Origin of the sequence: Streptomyces sp. NPDC101225, assembly GCF_044767585.1 — a bacterium.
Classification (GTDB): domain Bacteria; phylum Actinomycetota; class Actinomycetes; order Streptomycetales; family Streptomycetaceae; genus Streptomyces.
Map to the genome: position 1 here is coordinate 311,593 of NZ_JBIWOE010000007.1, position 16,272 is coordinate 327,864.

The 16,272-nt window shown below is 72.2% G+C and carries 14 protein-coding genes; 9 read left to right on the forward strand and 5 right to left on the reverse strand.

Going from position 1 to position 16,272, the window contains the following annotated elements:
* Nucleotides 1-44: 44 nt before the first annotated feature.
* Complete coding sequence (locus tag ACIRPX_RS13670; RefSeq protein ID WP_404192822.1) at nucleotides 45-320, reverse strand: hypothetical protein; 276 nt, start codon at nucleotides 318-320, stop codon at nucleotides 45-47.
* 382 nt (nucleotides 321-702) lie between these two features.
* On the opposite strand from ACIRPX_RS13670, the gene ACIRPX_RS13675 reads away from it, so the two are divergent.
* Nucleotides 703-1,266: a CGNR zinc finger domain-containing protein gene (locus tag ACIRPX_RS13675; protein WP_404192825.1), complete on the forward strand. Its 564-nt coding sequence runs from the start codon at nucleotides 703-705 to the stop codon at nucleotides 1,264-1,266.
* Between the two features lie 93 nt (nucleotides 1,267-1,359).
* Here ACIRPX_RS13675 and ACIRPX_RS13680 read toward each other — a convergent pair whose 3' ends face one another.
* The gene (locus ACIRPX_RS13680) at nucleotides 1,360-2,802 is read right to left on the reverse strand and encodes an aldehyde dehydrogenase (RefSeq protein ID WP_404192828.1); all 1,443 of its coding nucleotides are present in this window, start codon (nucleotides 2,800-2,802) and stop codon (nucleotides 1,360-1,362) included.
* A gap of 279 nt (nucleotides 2,803-3,081) precedes the next feature.
* Here ACIRPX_RS13680 and ACIRPX_RS13685 point away from each other — a divergent pair, with 279 nt between their 5' ends.
* On the forward strand, nucleotides 3,082-3,570 hold the full coding sequence (locus ACIRPX_RS13685) for a TetR/AcrR family transcriptional regulator (protein ID WP_404192901.1): 489 nt from the start codon (nucleotides 3,082-3,084) through the stop codon (nucleotides 3,568-3,570).
* A gap of 78 nt (nucleotides 3,571-3,648) precedes the next feature.
* Here ACIRPX_RS13685 and ACIRPX_RS13690 read toward each other — a convergent pair whose 3' ends face one another.
* Entirely contained in the window at nucleotides 3,649-4,350 is a 702-nt protein-coding gene (locus tag ACIRPX_RS13690) for a Clp protease N-terminal domain-containing protein (RefSeq protein ID WP_404192831.1), read from the reverse strand.
* A 199-nt stretch (nucleotides 4,351-4,549) separates the two neighbouring features.
* Here ACIRPX_RS13690 and lat point away from each other — a divergent pair, with 199 nt between their 5' ends.
* The 4 genes from lat (at nucleotide 4,550) to ACIRPX_RS13710 (ending at nucleotide 12,090) form a co-directional block, all read left to right on the forward strand.
* On the forward strand, nucleotides 4,550-5,890 hold the full coding sequence (lat, locus tag ACIRPX_RS13695; protein ID WP_404192834.1) for an L-lysine 6-transaminase: 1,341 nt from the start codon (nucleotides 4,550-4,552) through the stop codon (nucleotides 5,888-5,890).
* An 81-nt stretch (nucleotides 5,891-5,971) separates the two neighbouring features.
* Entirely contained in the window at nucleotides 5,972-7,525 is a 1,554-nt protein-coding gene (locus ACIRPX_RS13700) for an aldehyde dehydrogenase family protein (protein WP_404192837.1), read from the forward strand.
* On the forward strand, nucleotides 7,522-9,723 hold the full coding sequence (locus ACIRPX_RS13705) for a thiamine pyrophosphate-dependent enzyme (protein ID WP_404192840.1): 2,202 nt from the start codon (nucleotides 7,522-7,524) through the stop codon (nucleotides 9,721-9,723). The genes ACIRPX_RS13700 and ACIRPX_RS13705 overlap by 4 nt, the downstream gene beginning before the upstream one ends.
* 153 nt (nucleotides 9,724-9,876) lie before the next feature.
* Entirely contained in the window at nucleotides 9,877-12,090 is a 2,214-nt protein-coding gene (locus tag ACIRPX_RS13710) for a hypothetical protein (RefSeq protein ID WP_404192842.1), read from the forward strand.
* A gap of 63 nt (nucleotides 12,091-12,153) precedes the next feature.
* Here the strand turns inward: ACIRPX_RS13710 and ACIRPX_RS13715 are convergent, their stop codons facing one another.
* Nucleotides 12,154-12,975 carry a potassium channel family protein gene (locus tag ACIRPX_RS13715; RefSeq protein WP_404192845.1) on the reverse strand — a complete coding sequence of 274 codons (822 nt, stop codon included), beginning with the start codon at nucleotides 12,973-12,975 and terminating at the stop codon, nucleotides 12,154-12,156.
* A gap of 519 nt (nucleotides 12,976-13,494) precedes the next feature.
* Here ACIRPX_RS13715 and ACIRPX_RS13720 point away from each other — a divergent pair.
* The 3 genes from ACIRPX_RS13720 (at nucleotide 13,495) to ACIRPX_RS13730 (ending at nucleotide 15,651) form a co-directional block, all read left to right on the forward strand.
* Nucleotides 13,495-14,526: a DNA-directed RNA polymerase subunit alpha gene (locus tag ACIRPX_RS13720; protein ID WP_404192848.1), complete on the forward strand. Its 1,032-nt coding sequence runs from the start codon at nucleotides 13,495-13,497 to the stop codon at nucleotides 14,524-14,526.
* A gap of 170 nt (nucleotides 14,527-14,696) precedes the next feature.
* On the forward strand, nucleotides 14,697-14,921 hold the full coding sequence (locus tag ACIRPX_RS13725; RefSeq protein ID WP_404192850.1) for a hypothetical protein: 225 nt from the start codon (nucleotides 14,697-14,699) through the stop codon (nucleotides 14,919-14,921).
* Between the two features lie 364 nt (nucleotides 14,922-15,285).
* Complete coding sequence (locus ACIRPX_RS13730) at nucleotides 15,286-15,651, forward strand: STAS domain-containing protein (RefSeq protein ID WP_404192852.1); 366 nt, start codon at nucleotides 15,286-15,288, stop codon at nucleotides 15,649-15,651.
* 56 nt (nucleotides 15,652-15,707) lie between these two features.
* On the opposite strand, the gene ACIRPX_RS13735 is transcribed toward ACIRPX_RS13730, so the two are convergent.
* The gene (locus ACIRPX_RS13735; RefSeq protein WP_404192855.1) at nucleotides 15,708-15,908 is read right to left on the reverse strand and encodes a hypothetical protein; all 201 of its coding nucleotides are present in this window, start codon (nucleotides 15,906-15,908) and stop codon (nucleotides 15,708-15,710) included.
* Nucleotides 15,909-16,272 lie beyond the last annotated feature (364 nt).

Here is a 16,272-nt window from a genome sequence, read left to right on the forward strand (position 1 = left end):
GCCTCTCAGATCGCGCTTGCGCCGGATCGGCGATCAGCTGTCGCCTACGCAGGCACGACGGATGCGACCGGGTCGCGGTTCAGCTCGAAGCCCGCCGGGAGTGGCAGGAGGGCGGCGGGCAGCGGGGAGGCGGGGGCTTCCGGGACGCTCCCGGCGGCCGGCGCCGGCCGGGTGGGCCGGTACCGGGAGACGTCCGGATCGGGCAGGAACCTGCGGCGGCCGAGCAGGCCGTGCGGGCCGAGTCGGGGGCGGCCGTGGGAGCGGGCGGACGGGCCGCAGGGGACGTAGGACGCGGACGGGACGCGGGGAGCGCGGGACACGGGCGGGGCGCAGGGGACGCGAGGGGCGCAGGGCGCGGACGGGGCGGACCGGCGGGACGACTCCGGGGACGTGAACGGCGGCGCGGGCATGGGGACCTCCCAGACTTCGGCGACCGGCCGGTCACCAGGCCGGTCGTGACAGCACAACGGCTGCCGGGTGCCGGGGGTTCAAACGGCGCGAGTGGCCGCGTCCCTCCGCCGGCGCGGGACCTCCGGCCCGCCGTCCGCCCGCGCGCACGGTCGCTCCTGCGGCCGCCGACCTGGGGCGTGCCGACCGCACGGTCGGGGGCCGCCTGCGCACGGTGGGGCTCCGTTCGGCGGGTGAGCACCACGTGGAGCGGCGGCGTTGCATCCCCGACCAGTCACCCGTCAAGATGGTGATGTGAACCCTGACCACGTCTTCGTCTGCGGAAACCCGGCGCTCGACTTCGCGGCCACCCTGCGCGCCCGGCGCTCGACCCGGTTCGAGATGCTCGCGACGCCGGAGCGGCTCAACGCCTGGTATCTGGAGTCCGGCCTCGTGGACGCGATCACACCCGCCGCGGAGAACGACGTCCGGGAGGCGACCACGGTGCGCGAGGCCGTCTACCGCCTGGTCACCGACCGCCGCCTGGGCGAGGACCTCCACCGGGAGGCGCTCGCCGTCCTCAACGGCGCCGCGCGCAGGACGCCCGCGGCGCCGCAGCTCACCCTGGGGGGCCGGCACACCGAGGCGACCCCCGGGCAGGCGCTGGCCACGGTCGCCCGCCAGGCCGTCGAACTGCTCAGCGGCCCGGACGTTCCGCTGCTGAAGGAGTGCGGCAACCCGGAGTGCACCCGGGTCTACGTCGACCGCTCCCGGGGCATGCGGCGCCAGTGGTGCGGCATGGAGTCCTGCGGCAACAGGATCAAGGCCGCGGCGTACCGCGCACGCAGGAAGACGGCACCCGCGGCGGCTCCGCACTGACCTCGACCGACGTCACCGATCAAGAGGGTGACGCGGCTCGGCGGCCCCACGCCCCCACGCCTCATGCCGGCGGCGGCCGGTCGGCCGCCGCCGTCAGACGGTGATGGTCTTGTACTCGGTGTAGGTGCCGAGGCCCACCGTCCCGTACTCGCGGCCGATGCCGCTCGCCTTGAAGCCGCCGAACGGGCCGTCGAAGGCGACGGACGCGCCGTTGACGGTGACGGTGCCGGTACGGATGCGGCGCGCGACGGCCAGCGCGTGCTCCTCGTCACGGGACCAGACACCACCGGAGAGGCCGTACTCGGAGTCGTCGGCGATCCGCACGGCGTCGTCCTCGTCGTCGTAGGCGATGACCACCAGGACCGGGCCGAAGACCTCCTCCTGCGCGATCCGCATGGAGTTGTCGACGTCGGCGAAGACGGTGGGCGTGACGTAGTTGCCCGCCTCCAGCCCCTCCGGGATCTGCGGACCGCCGGTGACCAGGCGGGCGCCCTCCTCGATGCCGAGCCGGATGTAACCGCGCACCCGCTCCTGCTGGTCGGGGCGGATCATCGGGCCGACGAAGGTGTCGGGGTCGCCCGGGTCGCCGACCTTCAGCGACTCCACGAGGTCCTTCAGCCCCGCCACGACCTCCTCGTAGCGGCTGCGCGGAGCGAGGATGCGGGTCTGGGCGATGCAGGACTCGCCGTTGTTGAGCAAGGAGGCGAACCTCACGCCCGCGACGGCCTTCTCGATGTCGGCGTCGGGGAGGACGATCATGGCCGACTTGCCGCCCAACTCCAGGCTCACCCGCTTGAGTTGCTCGCCCGCGATCGCGGCGATACGGCGACCGGCGCGCGTCGATCCGGTGAAGGCGATCTTGTCGACCTCCCGGTGCGACACCAGGTACTCACTGGTCTCCCGGTCCGCGGGCAGCACGCTGATCACCCCCTCGGGCAGGCCCACCCGCTCCAGCAGCTCGGCCAGGAAGCCCATGCTCAGCGAGTTCTCCGGGGACACCTTCAGGACCACGGAGTTGCCGGCGAGGAGGGCGGGGATGATCTTCGAAGTGGCCGAGGAGAAGGGCGAGTTCCACGGGATCACCGCGGCCACGACGCCGACCGCCTCGCGGCGCACCACGCTGCGCACCGGGGACGCGAGATCGGAGGGCACGAGCGTCTCCTCCCAGCCGAACTCCTCAGCCGCCTTCAGGTAGGCGTTCGCCTGCCGCGTGAGGCCGGGCTGTCCGGCACGGGTGAACCAGCCGGCCGAGCCGTTCTCCAAGGAGATCAGATGTGCGATCTTCTCCGCGTTCTCCTCGCGGAGCGCGTTGAACCGCCTGAGCAGTGCGATGCGCTCGGCCGGTGGGGCCCAACGCCACTCGCCCGCGTCGAAGGACGCCCGCGCCGCGGCGAGTGCCCGGTCGACGTCCGCGGGCCGCGCCTGCGCGGCACGGCCCACCACGGACCGGTCGTGCGGTGAGGCGATGTCGAGCAGCTCGGGGTCGCTCGGCTCGACCCAGGAGCCTGCGACGAAGAGCCGGTCGTAGGTGATCACGCGCTTTCTCCTCAGGTGCTTTCGATGCGGGTCGCACGGACACACGGACGCATGGAGGCACGGCCGCACGGACGCACGGGCGAGTGATCAACATGACAACCACATCGCAATCATGGCACTAAAGCCATTATCTGACACTTGACTGTAGCAGTTAGCGGTCATGGTTCTACTCCACAGAGACGGTAGATGTCTCAGACTTCACATTCGGCCACTAGACTCGGCGCGGTGAGAGCCGACGCCGCGCGCAACCTGGAAGCCGTCCTGACCACCGGAGCCCGCATGCTCGCCGCCGACCCCGGCGCCAGCATCGCGAGCATCGCCGGCGAGGCGGGCGTGGACCGGCGCACCGTCTACCGCCGCTTCGCCTCCCGCGAGGACCTCCTGGCGGCCATCTACGCAGCCCGCCTCACGGCCGTCGAGCAGGCCATCGAGGACGCCCGGCTCCGCGAGGCCCCCGTCGCCGTCGCCCTGCACCGCTACGTCGAGAACATCATCACCGTGAACCGCACCTGGCCGGTCGACCTGACCCGCATGCTCGCCGACGAGGACGTCCGCGCCCGTCGCGACGCCTCCGTCCACGAGGTCGACGTCTTCCTCCGACGAGCCACCGACGAAGGCCTGTTGCGTCCCGACCTTCCCGAAGGCTGGGCCGGCGCGCTCATGCCCCAGCTCATGCACCTGGTGTCCCGGCAACTGCCCCGGCTGAGTGCGGGCCGGGCGGCGGACGTCGTCGTGGACACGCTGCTCAACGGCCTCGGCGCACCCTGACGCCCTCCCGGGGACGTCCCGCCGCCGCGGTGGCAGCGGGAGTCCTTCACCCGCGAGGGGGGTCTCGCCGCCGCCCGACTACGCGCCGCGCGCGGCGAGCCGTTCGGCGACCTCGCTCCTGACCGTGTCGCGCAGTTCGTCCGCGGTGAAGCCGAGGTCGCGCAGGATCCGCGCGGCCGGGCTCTCCTCGGTGCGGATCAGGCCCAGCAGGGTGTGCTCGGTGCCGACCCAGTCGTGGCCGAGGTCGGCCGACGCGCGGTGCGCCTGCTCGATGGCGTCCTTGCTCTCGGGCCGGAAGGCGATGTGGCCCCGCAGGGCCTTCTCCCCGGCCGGCGCCAGCACCTCCTCGATCGCCTCGCGGACGCGCCGCTCCGACCCGGCCTTCGCCACCAGTACCTCGTACGCCAGGCCCCGCGGTTCGCCGAGCAGGCCGAGCAGCATGTGTTCGGTACCGATGAAGTCGTGCTTGTGCGTCCGGGCGGCCTCCTGCGCCAGCACGATGCCGTGCCGGTTCAGGTGGGTGAACCGCTCGAACGGGGCGGGCGCGTGGCGCTGCTGGGCGGCCTGCTTGGAGACTCCGATCGCGTCGCCGATCTCGGTCCATGAGGCGCCGCTCCGCTTGGCCTTGCTGACGTAGTGGTCGATGAGCTGGTCACCGAGATCGGACAGGGTCTGGGCGCGAAGCCGCGCCTCGCTGATGCGGGCCAGCTGGTCGGCCTCGGGGAGTTCCTCGTCGAGCCGTGCGATCAGGTCGGCGAGGCTGATGTCGAGTGGACTCATGCGTCAATCTTAAGTTGACGACCCTTCATCGTCAACTTGTAATTGACGATCGCTCCCCCGGGGGCGCGGCCCGACACACCCGCATCCGCCGCTGCACGAAACCTTGCGGCCCCTCTGGTCTCATATCTAAAATATTTTTGCTGATTCTCGCGTTCAACGAAGTTTCTTCGGTAGACGGCTCTCGAGAGTAGGTGCCTTCATGACGGTTGCCGCAGTGTCGACGGTCCTCCCGGACGAGGTGCACGAGAGACTCGGCCGGCATGTGCTGACCGACGGTTTCAAGCTGGTGCTCGACCCGCTCGCCAGTCGGGGCTCGTGGATCGTCGACGCGCGCAGCGGTGAGAGGTTCCTCGACCTCTACTCGTTCTTCGCCTCCGCCCCGCTGGGGCTGAACGCGCCGGGCATCGTGGACGATCCGGAGTTCATGGCCCTGCTGGCGCAGGTGGGGGCGAACAAGCCCGCCAACCCCGACGTCTACACCACGCACTACGCCGAGTTCGTCGAGACGTTCGCCCGGGTGCTGGGCGATCCGGACCTGCCCAGGATGTTCTTCGTGGAGGGCGGCGCCCTCGCCGTCGAGAACGCGCTCAAGACGGCCTTCGACTGGAAGAGCCGCCGCAACGAGGCCGCGGGCCGCTCCCCCGCGCTCGGCACCCAGGTGCTCCACCTGCGGAAGGCGTTCCACGGCCGCAGCGGGTACACCCTCTCGCTGACCAACACCGAGCCCAACAAGACGGCCCGCTTCCCCCTGTTCGACTGGCCGCGTATCGACGTACCCGCCGTCCGCTTCCCCCTGGAACGGCACCTCGCCGAGGTCGAGGAGGCCGAGCGGGCCGCCCTCGCACAGGCGCGGCGGGCGTTCGAGGACAACCCGCACGACATCGCCTGCTTCATCGCCGAGCCGATCCAGGGCGAGGGCGGCGACAACCACATGCGCCCCCAGTTCCTGCAGGCGATGCAGGCGCTGTGCCACGAGTACGACGCGCTGTTCGTGCTCGACGAGGTGCAGACCGGCGTGGGGATGACCGGCACCACCTGGGCCTACCAGCAGCTCGGGCTCGAACCCGACATCGTCGCCTTCGCCAAGAAGGTCCAGCTCGGCGGCATCATGGCCGGCCGCCGGGTCGACCTGGTGCCCGACAACGTCCTCCAGGTCTCCGGGCGGATCAACTCCACCTGGGGCGGCGGCCTGGTCGACATGGTGCGCGCCCGCCGCATCCTGGAGATCATCGAGAGGGACGGTCTGGTGGCCGACGCGGCCGCCGTGGGAGCGTGGTTCGTGACCGAACTACGTGATCTCGAAGCCCGGCACACACCGGTCGTGACCAACGCTCGGGGGCGCGGCCTGATGTGCGCCGTCGATCTGCCCGATGGCGGCGTCCGCGACGACGTGGTGCGCCGGCTGCGAACCGAGGAGCAGGTGATCGCCCTGCCGTGCGGCGAGCGTACGGTGCGCTTCCGCCCCGCCCTGTCCGTCACCCGGGACGAACTCGGATTCGCCCTGCGCGCCCTGGACCGGATCCTCACCGGTCTGCACTGACCGCCCCGTACGGTCTGTCCCGTACGGTCCGCACCCCCTCGTACCAGCCACCCCGCCCTCCCGCCGACAAGGAGCACTCACATGGCCCGTTCCGTCGCCTCGATCGTTGCCGGCCACCCGGTCGCCGGCGCTCCCGGCGGGACTCTCCGGCGCCCCAATCCCGGTCGTACCGCCGAGGTGGTCAGCGAGGTCTCGCTCGGGGACGCGTCGACCTTCGTCGACGCCGCCAAGGCCGCGAAACAGGCACAGCGCGCCTGGGCGGACGTCCCGGCGCCGGTGCGCGGATCGGCGGTCGGGAAGATCGGCCGGCTCGTCGAGGCGAACAAGGAGCGGCTCGCCCGGATCGTGACCGAGGAGATCGGCAAGCCGCTGGCCGAGGCGCTCGGCGAGGTCCAGGAGATCATCGACACCTGCGACTTCTTCCTGGGCGAGGGGCGCCGGCTCTACGGCCAGACGGTGCCGTCCGAGATGCCCGACAAGCAGCTCTTCACCTTCCGCAACCCCATGGGCGCGGTCGCGGTGATCACCGCCGGGAACTTCCCGGTGGCCGTGCCGTCCTGGTACCTCGTCCCGGCACTCGTGACCGGCAACACCGTGGTGTGGAAGCCCGCCGAGTACGCCGCCGCCAGTGCGAAGGCCCTCTTCGAGCTGTTCGTGCACGGCGGCGGTCTGCCCGACGGCGTGCTCAACCTCGTCCTCGCCGACGGGGAGCAGACGTACGCCGGTCTGGAGTCCGCCCTCGACGCCGGCCTGGTCGACAAGGTCGGCTTCACGGGCTCCACCGCCGTCGGCCGGAAGATCGGCGCCCTGTGCGGCAGCCATCTGCAGACGCCCTGCCTGGAGTTGGGCGGCAAGAACCCCCAGGTGGTCACGCCGAGCGCCGAGCTCGACCTGGCGGTGGAGGGGGCGTTGTTCTCCGGCTTCGGCACCGCGGGGCAGCGCTGCACCTCCCTCGGCACCCTGCTCGTGCACGAGTCGGTGCACGAGGACTTCCTCGCCCGCTTCGACGCCGCGAGCCGCGCGGCCCGGATCGGCGACGCGTTCGAGGACGTCCTCTACGGCCCGATGCTCGACGAGCGCTTCGCGCAGCGCTACGAGACCTTCCTCGGCTGGATCAAGGACCATCACCGCACGTACGGCTCCGACGGCATCGGCCGGATCACCGCCGCCAACCCGCGCAAGGGTTTCGTGGGCGACCCCGAGGCGGGCATGTTCTACCACCCGGTCATCGTCGACGGAGTGCGCCGCGACGACGATCTGTTCCTCGCCGAAACCTTCGGCCCGGTCGTCTCGGTGACCACCTACCGCACCTTCGACGAGGCCCTCGACCTGGCCAACGCCCACGGCTACGGCCTGTCCGCCGCGATCTACACCACCGATCCGCACGAGGTGTGGACGTACCGGCGCGGCATCTCCGCGGGCATGGTCAGCGTCAACAACACCACCTCCGGAGCCGAGGCGCACCTGCCCTTCGGCGGCAACGGCAAGTCGGGCAACGGCAGCCGGCAGTCGGGCCAGTGGGTGCTCGACCAGTTCACCCGGTGGCAGTCGATGAACTGGGACTACTCCGGCCGTCTGCAGAAGGCCCAGATGGACGTGGCCGCGCTCGAGCCCGATCTGTCCTTCCGCCTGTGAACGCCGTCGACGACCTGGACCGGCACTTCCGCGAGGCGGTGGCCGGTCTGCGGTCTCCGCAGGCCCCGGCGCGAGCGGCGGGCGGCCTGGACACCCGCACCGCACTGGACCTGTTCGACGCCCAACTCACCAGCAGGCACGTCGACTTCGCCGCGCGCTGGATGCAGCAGCAGGGCCGCGGCTACTACACCATCGGATCCAGCGGACACGAGGGCAACGCCGCCCTCGCCCTGGCGCTGCGCCCCACCGACCCGGCCCTGCTGCACTACCGCTCCGGCGCCTTCTACGCCGCCCGCGCCCGCCAGGCCTCCGGCGACGGCGACGACGGCGTCGACGCGGTCAGGGACATGCTGCTGGGGGTGGCCGCCGCGGCCGAGGAGCCGATCGCGGGCGGACGGCACAAGGTCTACGGCCGCCACGAACTGTCCGTCGTCCCGCAGACGTCGACCATCGCCTCCCACCTGCCGCGAGCCGTCGGGGTGGCATGGAGCATCGCCCGCGCCAAGCGGCTCGGCGTCCGCTGCGCCTGGCCCGGCGACGCCGTCGTCTGCTGCTCCTTCGGTGACGCCTCGGTCAACCACTCCACGGCGGCGGGCGCCGTCAACAGCGCCTGCAACGCGGCCTGTCAGGGCCTCCCGATGCCGGTCCTGTTCGTCTGCGAGGACAACGGCCTCGGCATCAGCGTCCCGACACCGCCCGGCTGGGTCCGGCAGGCCTACGGCAACCGGCCCGGCCTCGCCTACTTCGCCGCGGACGGCTGCGACCCGCAGGCCGCCTTCGACGCGGCGCACGAGGCGGCGGCCCACGTCCGCCGGACCCGCCGGCCCGCCTTCCTCCACCTGTCGCTGGTGCGCTTCCTCGGCCACGCGGGCTCGGACGCCGAAGCCGCCTACCGCACGCCGTCCGACGTCACCGCCGACCTGGAGCGCGACCCCCTGCTGGCCACCGCCCGGCTGCTCACGGCGAGCGGTGCCCTCACCCCGCGGCAGGTCCTCGACCGGTACGACGCGGTGGGCTCACGGGTGTTCGCCGTGGCCAAGGAGGCGCTGGAGAGCGAGCCCCTGACCACCGCGGAGCAGATCACCGCCCCGCTCGCCCCTCGCCGCCCCGCCCTCGTGGCGAGCACGGCACGCCACAGGACCGAGACCTCCACCGCGCCCGTCGGCGAACCGGTCACCGTCGCCCAGTCCCTCACCCACACCCTCGCCGACCTGCTCGGCGCCCACCCGGAGATGGTGGTCTTCGGCGAGGACGTGGGCCGCAAGGGCGGCGTCTACGGCGTGACCCGCGGCCTGCAGCGTCGCTTCGGATCCGCCCGGGTCTTCGACACTCTCCTCGACGAACAGTCCATCCTCGGACTCGCGTTGGGGGCGGGCCTGTCCGGACTGCTCCCGGTCCCGGAGATCCAGTACCTCGCCTACCTGCACAACGCGGCGGACCAACTGCGCGGCGAGGCCGCCACGTTGCAGTTCTTCTCCCAGGGCCGGTACCGCAACCCGCTCGTGGTCCGCATCGCCGGCTACGGCTACCAGCGCGGCTTCGGCGGCCACTTCCACAACGACAACGGGCTCGGCGCCCTGCGCGACATCCCCGGCCTGGTCGTCGCCTCCCCCGCCCGGCCCGACGACGCGGCCGCGATGCTGCGGACGTGCGTGGCGGCGGCGAAGGTGGACGGCACGGTCTGCGCCTTCCTGGAGCCGATCGCGCTCTACCACACGCGGGATCTCCACGAGGAGGGCGACGGCGCCTGGCTCGCCGCCTACCCGCGACCGGCACAGCACGTGCCGATCGGCCGCGCCCGCACCTACGGCACCGGCACGGACCTGACCGTCGTCACCTGCGGCAACGGCGTCCTCCTCTCGCTGCGCGCCGCACGCCGCCTGGAACGGCAGGGGATCGCCTGCCGGGTCGTCGACCTGCGCTGGCTGTGCCCTCTCCCCGTCGGCGACCTGCTCCGGGAGGCACGCGCGACGGGCCGCGTCCTCGTGGTCGACGAGACCCGCCGGACCGGAGGCGTGTCCGAGGGCGTCGTCACCGCCCTGGTCGACGCCGGATTCACCGGCAGGATCCGGCGGGTCACGAGCGTGGACAGCTTCGTCCCGCTGGGGAAGGCGGCGCAGTTGGTGCTCGTGTCGGAGGCCGATGTCGAGCGGGCCGCCGGAGAGCTGCTCGCGGAAGGCCCGTCCGGCCGCGGATGACGACCGCCGGATTCCGGCGGACGCCGCCCGTGTCTCCCGCGCGCCCGGGGGTACCCGACCAGGTGTCCCGTCCTTGACCGCGGCCCCGGCGAGACCATGGAACCGGGACGCGCGTCACCGGACGCGGGACCAGGAACACGCGAACGGGAGTACATGGAAGCACTGTTGCACCGCTCCTGGTGGGCCCGGACCGTGGTCCGGGTCGTGGCCGTGCTGAGCCTGACCGTGCTGGCGGCGGCCGCCGTGGTGCGCAGCACCGTGCTCGACCCGGGTTTCTACGGCCGGGTGCTGGAGGAGGACCACGCCTACCACCGGGTCTACGACGAGGTCCTGGTCGGCCCGCAGGCCGCGCCGGTCGTCCGTGACCTGCTGGGACGGCTGCCCGTTCCGGTGTCCGCCGTCACCGCCAACATCAAGCTCGTGATCCCCCCGGAGACCCTGCGGGCCATGGCCGACCAGCAGATCGACGTGCTGGTCGGCTATCTGGAGGGTGATCGCCGCAAGCTCCGGCTCACCGTCGACCTCAGGCCGGTCGTGGCGAACATCTCGCGCCTCGGCCAGGTCTACTTCGCCGATGCCATCGCCTCCCTGCAGGAGCGTCCCGAGCCCGACTACGAGCGTTTCCGGCAACGGGTGTCCGCGGTGGTGAAACAGCTGGTGGCGGGCAAGGCGCCGGCCGACGGGCTGCCGACGCCGGCGCTCTCCCACCACCAGGCGGTCGCGGTCACGGGCGTGCTGCTGCGGCTGGTGCCCGGCTCGGAACGCGCCGCGCTGGGGCCCGTGGTGACGGCGGCGCTGGACGAGGGGGACGTGGCTTCGGCGCTGGCCGCCGTCGCGCCGGTGGCCGTCGCGGACCGCACCACGGCGGCCGGCAGGGATCTGATGCGGAGCGCGGGCGGACACACCTGGGTGATCACCACCGATCTCGCGCCCTCGGACGACGTACGGGCGCGGGCCCATCGGGTGCGGGCCGCGACCCGTCTCTTCCAGGAAGCGGTGGAGCCGACCGCCGCCGTGCTGGCGGTCACCGCGCTGATCCTGCTGTGGTCCGCCGCCCCGCTGCCCACGGCGGGCCGGCTCATCCCGCTGGGCTGGACCCTGACCGCCGCCGCCACGACGACCGGGCTGCTGGCGCTCCTGGTCCGCGTCACGGTGGGCGACACGCCGTACCGGCCACCGTCCTCCTGGCCCCCGACGGCGGTACGTCTCGTCGACGACCTCCAGACCACCGCCGTCGGCCACCTGCTGACCACCGCCACCGTCGCCGCCCTGATCCTGCTGATCGCCGGCGCGATCCTGGTCACCGTCGGCTGGGCCTGGCAGACCCGGCCCACCGTGCGCATCCCGCTGCGCCCGCGCCACGGCCTGGCCCTGGCCGCCGTGGTCTCGGCGTCCGCCCTCGTCGGGACCACCGTGGCCCCGGCGGCGATGAGCGGCTCCCCGCCCCGCGTCTGCCAGGGCAGTTCCCGCTGGTGCGACCTGCGCTACGACGAGCTCGCCCAGCTCGCGGCGCACAACGCCATGGCCACGACCGCGAACCGGTTCATCGGCCCGGACCAGGACCTCGACATCGTGGGGCAGTTGAACGCCGGCGTGCGGGTGCTGCTCCTCGACACCCACCACTGGGAGCGGCCCGCGGAGATCACGGACCGCATCGCCACCTCCGAGTTCTCCCCCGAGCTGCGCCGCCAGCTCACCCGGGTCCTGCGCCGGGTGGACCCGTACCGTCCGGGGCTGTGGCTGTGCCACTCCGTCTGCGGGGCCGGCGCCCTCGAACTGACGCCCACCCTGCGCACGATCGGTGACTGGCTGCACAGCCACCCCACGGAGATCGTCACCCTGATCCTCCAGGACGACATCAGCCCGCAGGAAACCCGCGCCGCGTTCCGGCAGGCAGGACTCACGGACCTGCTGTACGAGCCGGACCCTGACCCCGATCGCCCGTGGCCGCGGCTGAAGGACATGATCGACAGCGGCAGGCGCCTGGTCGTGTTCGCCCAGCGGGCGGACGGGCCCGCGCCGTGGTACCGCAACTTCTACCGGTACGGCATGGAGACGCCGTTCGACGTCCGCAGCCCCGCCGAGATGACGTGCGCGCCGCAGCGGGGCGGCACGGACAAACGGCTGTTCCTGCTCAACCACTTCGTCACCAACGGCGGCGCCCGGCGACTGTACGCGGGCACGGTCAACTCCCGCCGTACGGTGCTGGAACGCGCCCACGCGTGCGAGCGGCTCCGCGGCAGGCCGGTCAACTTCATCGCGGTCGACTACGCGACCGTCGGAGACGCACGAGGCGCCGTCGCCGCCCTCAACGCCGAACGCGTCCGGGCCGCTGCCGCCGCCTCCCCGGTCGGCTCGGCCACCTGAACGAAGGGCGCGGCCGTCGGGGCCCTCGGCGACGTCGCTGCACGGAGGCCGGAAGGCCCGTTGCTACGGAACCGATGCGGTGGCGGGGGCGTCGGCCCCCTCCCCCGGCTCCTCCCCCGGCTCCTGCGCCGGGCCGGACGGGCCGCCGCCGGGCCGTTGGGCGTGCAGTTCGTCGCGCAGCCGGCGCACTTCCTCGGTGAGGGCGGAGATCTCGCTGGTCGTCTGGGCCTCGTTGGCGCGCAGTTCGGAGAACCGGTCCATGAACCAGGAGGCGAGTGTCGCGGTGACGAGACCTGCCAGGGCGATGCCGCCGACCATGAGCGCGATGGCGATCAGGCGCCCCTGGGTCGTCGTGGGGTACAGGTCGCCGTAGCCGACGGTCGTGACCGTGGTGATGGACCACCACAGTGCGTCACCGAACGAGGTGATCGTGGCGTCCGGGTTGCGCCGTTCGACGTCGAGGATCGTCAGGCTGGAGAGGAAGAGGAGCAGGGCCGTGCAGGCCGCCACATAGGTGCCCAGCCGCAGCCGCACGCGGCCCAGGGTGGAGGCGTTGCGCCGCACCACCATGAACACGATGGTCACCAGCCGCAAGGGGCGCAGCGGTGGCAGCAGCAGGGTCGCCAGGTCGAACAGGCGCACTTTGACGAAGTTCCACCGGCGGCCGGCCAGCGCGAAGCGCAGGACGAACTCGACGGCCAGCAGCGCCCAGATCCCGAAGGTCACGGTCTGGGCCGTGCGGCGCCAGGCGTGCGGCAGTCCGGGGGCCAGGATCGGCACCGCGTAGGCCGTGAGATAGACCATCGCCAGCCCGATGAGCCAGCCGCCGGTGCGCTGCTCCCAGCGCCGTAGCCGTTCGTCTCTGATGGCAGGTGTGGCAGACATGGCACGCCATTGTGGCATCGCGCCCCGACGCGGCCGCACGGTGCCGGGGAGCCGCCGTCCGTGGGCCCGCCGTCGGCGTGGTGGCGCGGTATCGACCCCGCCGCCACCGCTGCGGGGTGTGTATGCTGGCGGCTGCCACCTTTGCATTGTGCCAAGATCCGTTGATGAGGCAGCCGGCGGCACGTGAGACGGCTTTGGGGGAATCATGAGGGACCCGCTCACGGCAGTCCGGCAGCGTCATCCCCTTCTGGAACAGCTCTGTTTGCCGCACCCCTTCCGGAACCGGCCGGGCCGCCACCCGGCTGCCCGCCGACCACGCCCGCACGGCGGGCATCTCCCGTGGTGCCGGCCGTGGCGTCGTATGCGGGTGAGCCGGGTCGGGTCCCCGCCGAGGACCTCGATCACGGCGTGTTCCTGAGCGGGGCCGGCGGCGTGGCCCCTTTTCAGGCCGTACGGCCGATCCGTTGTGATGTCCAAGGCGCCAAATAGCGGGCGCCGAATAGCTGGAGGCCCCACCTCATGCTGATTTCTCAGCGTCCGTCCCTTACTGAAGAGGTCGTGGACGAGTTCCGTTCCCGGTTCGTTATCGAGCCGCTGGAGCCGGGCTTCGGCTACGTCCTCGGCAACTCGATGCGCCGCACGCTCCTGTCGTCGATCCCCGGCGCCGCTGTCACCAGCATCCGGATCGACGGTGTCCTGCACGAGTTCACCACCGTGCCGGGCGTCAGGGAGGACGTCACCGACCTGATCCTCAACATCAAGCAGCTGGTCGTGTCGTCCGAGTACGACGAGCCCGTGGTGATGTATCTGCGCAAGCAGGGTCCGGGGCAGGTCACCGCCGCCGACATCGCCCTGCGGAGCAGCATCGAGGTGCACAACCCCGACCTGGTCCTGGCCACGCTCAACGGCAAGGGCAAGCTGGAGATGGAGCTGACGGTCGAGCGCGGCCGCGGTTACGTCTCGGCCGCGCAGAACAAGCAGGTGGGCCAGGAGATCGGCCGCATCCCGGTCGACTCGATCTACTCGCCGGTGCTCAAGGTCACGTACAAGGTCGAGGCGACCCGTGTCGAGCAGCGCACCGACTTCGACAAGCTGATCGTCGACGTCGAGACCAAGCGGTCCATGCCGCCGCGCGACGCCATGGCCTCGGCCGGCAAGACCCTGGTGGAGCTGTTCGGTCTCGCCCGCGAGCTGAACATCGAAGCCGAGGGCATCGACATGGGCCCCACCCCGCAGGACACGGCCCTGGCCGCCGACATGGCCCTGCCGATCGAGGAGCTGGAGCTCACGGTCCGCTCCTACAACTGCCTCAAGCGCGAGGGCATCCACTCCGTGGGTGAGCTCGTCGCCCGCTCCGAGGCCGACCTGCTCGACATCCGCAACTTCGGCACGAAGTCGATCGACGAGGTCAAGGCGAAGCTGGCCGGCCTGGGCCTCGCGTTCAAGGACAGCCCGCCCTCCTTCGACCCGGCGGCCGCCGCGTTCGGTGGCAACGCCCTGGGCACCGGCGACGACACGAACACGGCCTTCCTCGAGACCGAGCAGTACTAGGGGGTCCTAGGGGGTGTCTGACACCCCCTAGGACACGCGACGGTCCGTACGGTTGCCGGGAGGCCGAGGAGGGGGAGGTCATGGGTGGGACGGTGAAGCGACGTCGGGTTGCGGGGAGACTTGCGATCGCGGCCTGCTGCCTGACGGTGCTCGCCGTTTCGAGCTGGTGCGTGAGCGAGTTGGTCGGCGCCGACTTCCCGCGGCGGCCTGTCTGGGACCTCGGGAGCGCCGGGCCCTGGGTGGCCTCGTACGCGCACGCCATCGCTGCCGGTTCCTGGATGGCGGCGCGCGCCTGCCTGCTGCCGGCCGCCGTGATCCTGGCGCTGACGTGCGTGTCCCGGATCGTGGCCGCGATCCGCAGGGTCACCCGCCGGCCGAGCCGACCGGCGTCCTGAGGCCGCCCCGGCGTGACCGCGCCGGCCGCGGCCCTCGTCCGCGGCCGTGACGGGGACGGCCGCCTCGTGGCGGACCGCGGGCCCGCTCGTCTCCCGCGGTCCCGGCTCGGCGCCGTTCGCGGCCGGTCGGTGCCGCATCCGACCGTGTGCCGAGTCCGTGGCCCTGGGCGCCGGACGTACGCGGCCGGCCGCTCCGCTTCCGTGTCCGTCTCCGCGGCCAGGCCGGCCGCCGCCCGCCGGGTGTCCGGCACACCGGTTTCGCATGACGCGCCAAGGCCTGGGCAGGCGCACGGGCGAAGCCCTCTGCCGGCGGGACGGTGAGGGACGCTCCGGACCGTGGCACATCTGCAAGCGGGAGGCAGCCATGAAGGTACAGCCGTTGCGGCTCACGCCTCGGTGGGCCGATGCGGACCTGCTGGTCGTCGAGGCGGAAGGCGTCTTCGACGCGGCTTCGGCCCCGTTGCTGTGCGGCCCGCTCGTCGGGCTGGTGCGCGTCGGACACCGCCACTTCGTGGTCGACGTCCAACGCGTGACTCGCTTCAACAGCGCCGGCATCGAGCTCCTGGCGGCGGCACGGCGCACGATTCGCGCCGAGGGCGGCATGCTGACCCTGGTCGCGGGGCCGGAGGCCCGCAACGCCTTCAAGACCGCGAACGTCGGCAGGTCGAGCTTCCTCTACGCCACGGTCGTCGAGGCCTCACGGGCCTGCCGAGCCGCGAACCGGGAGTGACGGCGGTGTCCGCACTCCGCCCGTGCCCGGGGCAGGCCGCCGGCCGCCGGCCGCCGTCAGCGCGACGGATCCCACACGTCGGCTCCGCCACCCCGCCATTCGATCAGAGCCGTACCCCCGGCGTCCTCGTACTCCAGCAGGATGCCGATCCGGCGGACCACGGCCAGGACGTCCGCCAGGCTCCGCGCCACGACCACCCCCTCACCCCGGACCGACACCTGGCGGCCGCCGGTCAGCAAGGGCCGGTGCACGACCACGGTCGCCGACCTTCCCTTCTCTCCCCCCGGCGGGCGCGGACAGTCCCAGGGGCCCAGGCCCGGCCCGGCGGACCTCCGCCGCGATATGGATGCGTCCGTCATGTACCGATGCTCTCCCCACTCACTCGACCGGACTTACGTCCACCTCCTGCAATTTTTGCACAGTGCAAACATATAGGGCCGGAGACCGGCCGCTCCCGCGGGCCGCGCCGTCTCCCCCGCCCCACGCGCGGGGAGGTTCTCAGGTGGGGCGGTCGCGTGCGGCGAGACGGGCGAGGTAGGCGTTGTAGGCGGTGAGTTCGGCGTCGTGGTCCCGGTCGGCCTGGCGGTCGGTGCGGGCCGCGGCGCGGCGGTCGCTGCCGGC

Bases quoted from the DNA above. Each gene is read 5' to 3' on its own strand.
- ACIRPX_RS13715 (WP_404192845.1), bottom strand. From the start codon at position 12,975: ATGTCTGCCACACCTGCCATCAGAGACGAACGGCTACGGCGCTGGGAG.
- lat (WP_404192834.1), top strand. From the start codon at position 4,550: ATGACGGTTGCCGCAGTGTCGACGGTCCTCCCGGACGAGGTGCACGAG.
- ACIRPX_RS13690 (WP_404192831.1), bottom strand. From the start codon at position 4,350: ATGAGTCCACTCGACATCAGCCTCGCCGACCTGATCGCACGGCTCGAC.
- ACIRPX_RS13710 (WP_404192842.1), top strand. From the start codon at position 9,877: ATGGAAGCACTGTTGCACCGCTCCTGGTGGGCCCGGACCGTGGTCCGG.
- ACIRPX_RS13700 (WP_404192837.1), top strand. From the start codon at position 5,972: ATGGCCCGTTCCGTCGCCTCGATCGTTGCCGGCCACCCGGTCGCCGGC.
- ACIRPX_RS13685 (WP_404192901.1), top strand. From the start codon at position 3,082: ATGCTCGCCGCCGACCCCGGCGCCAGCATCGCGAGCATCGCCGGCGAG.
- ACIRPX_RS13730 (WP_404192852.1), top strand. From the start codon at position 15,286: ATGAAGGTACAGCCGTTGCGGCTCACGCCTCGGTGGGCCGATGCGGAC.
- ACIRPX_RS13720 (WP_404192848.1), top strand. From the start codon at position 13,495: ATGCTGATTTCTCAGCGTCCGTCCCTTACTGAAGAGGTCGTGGACGAG.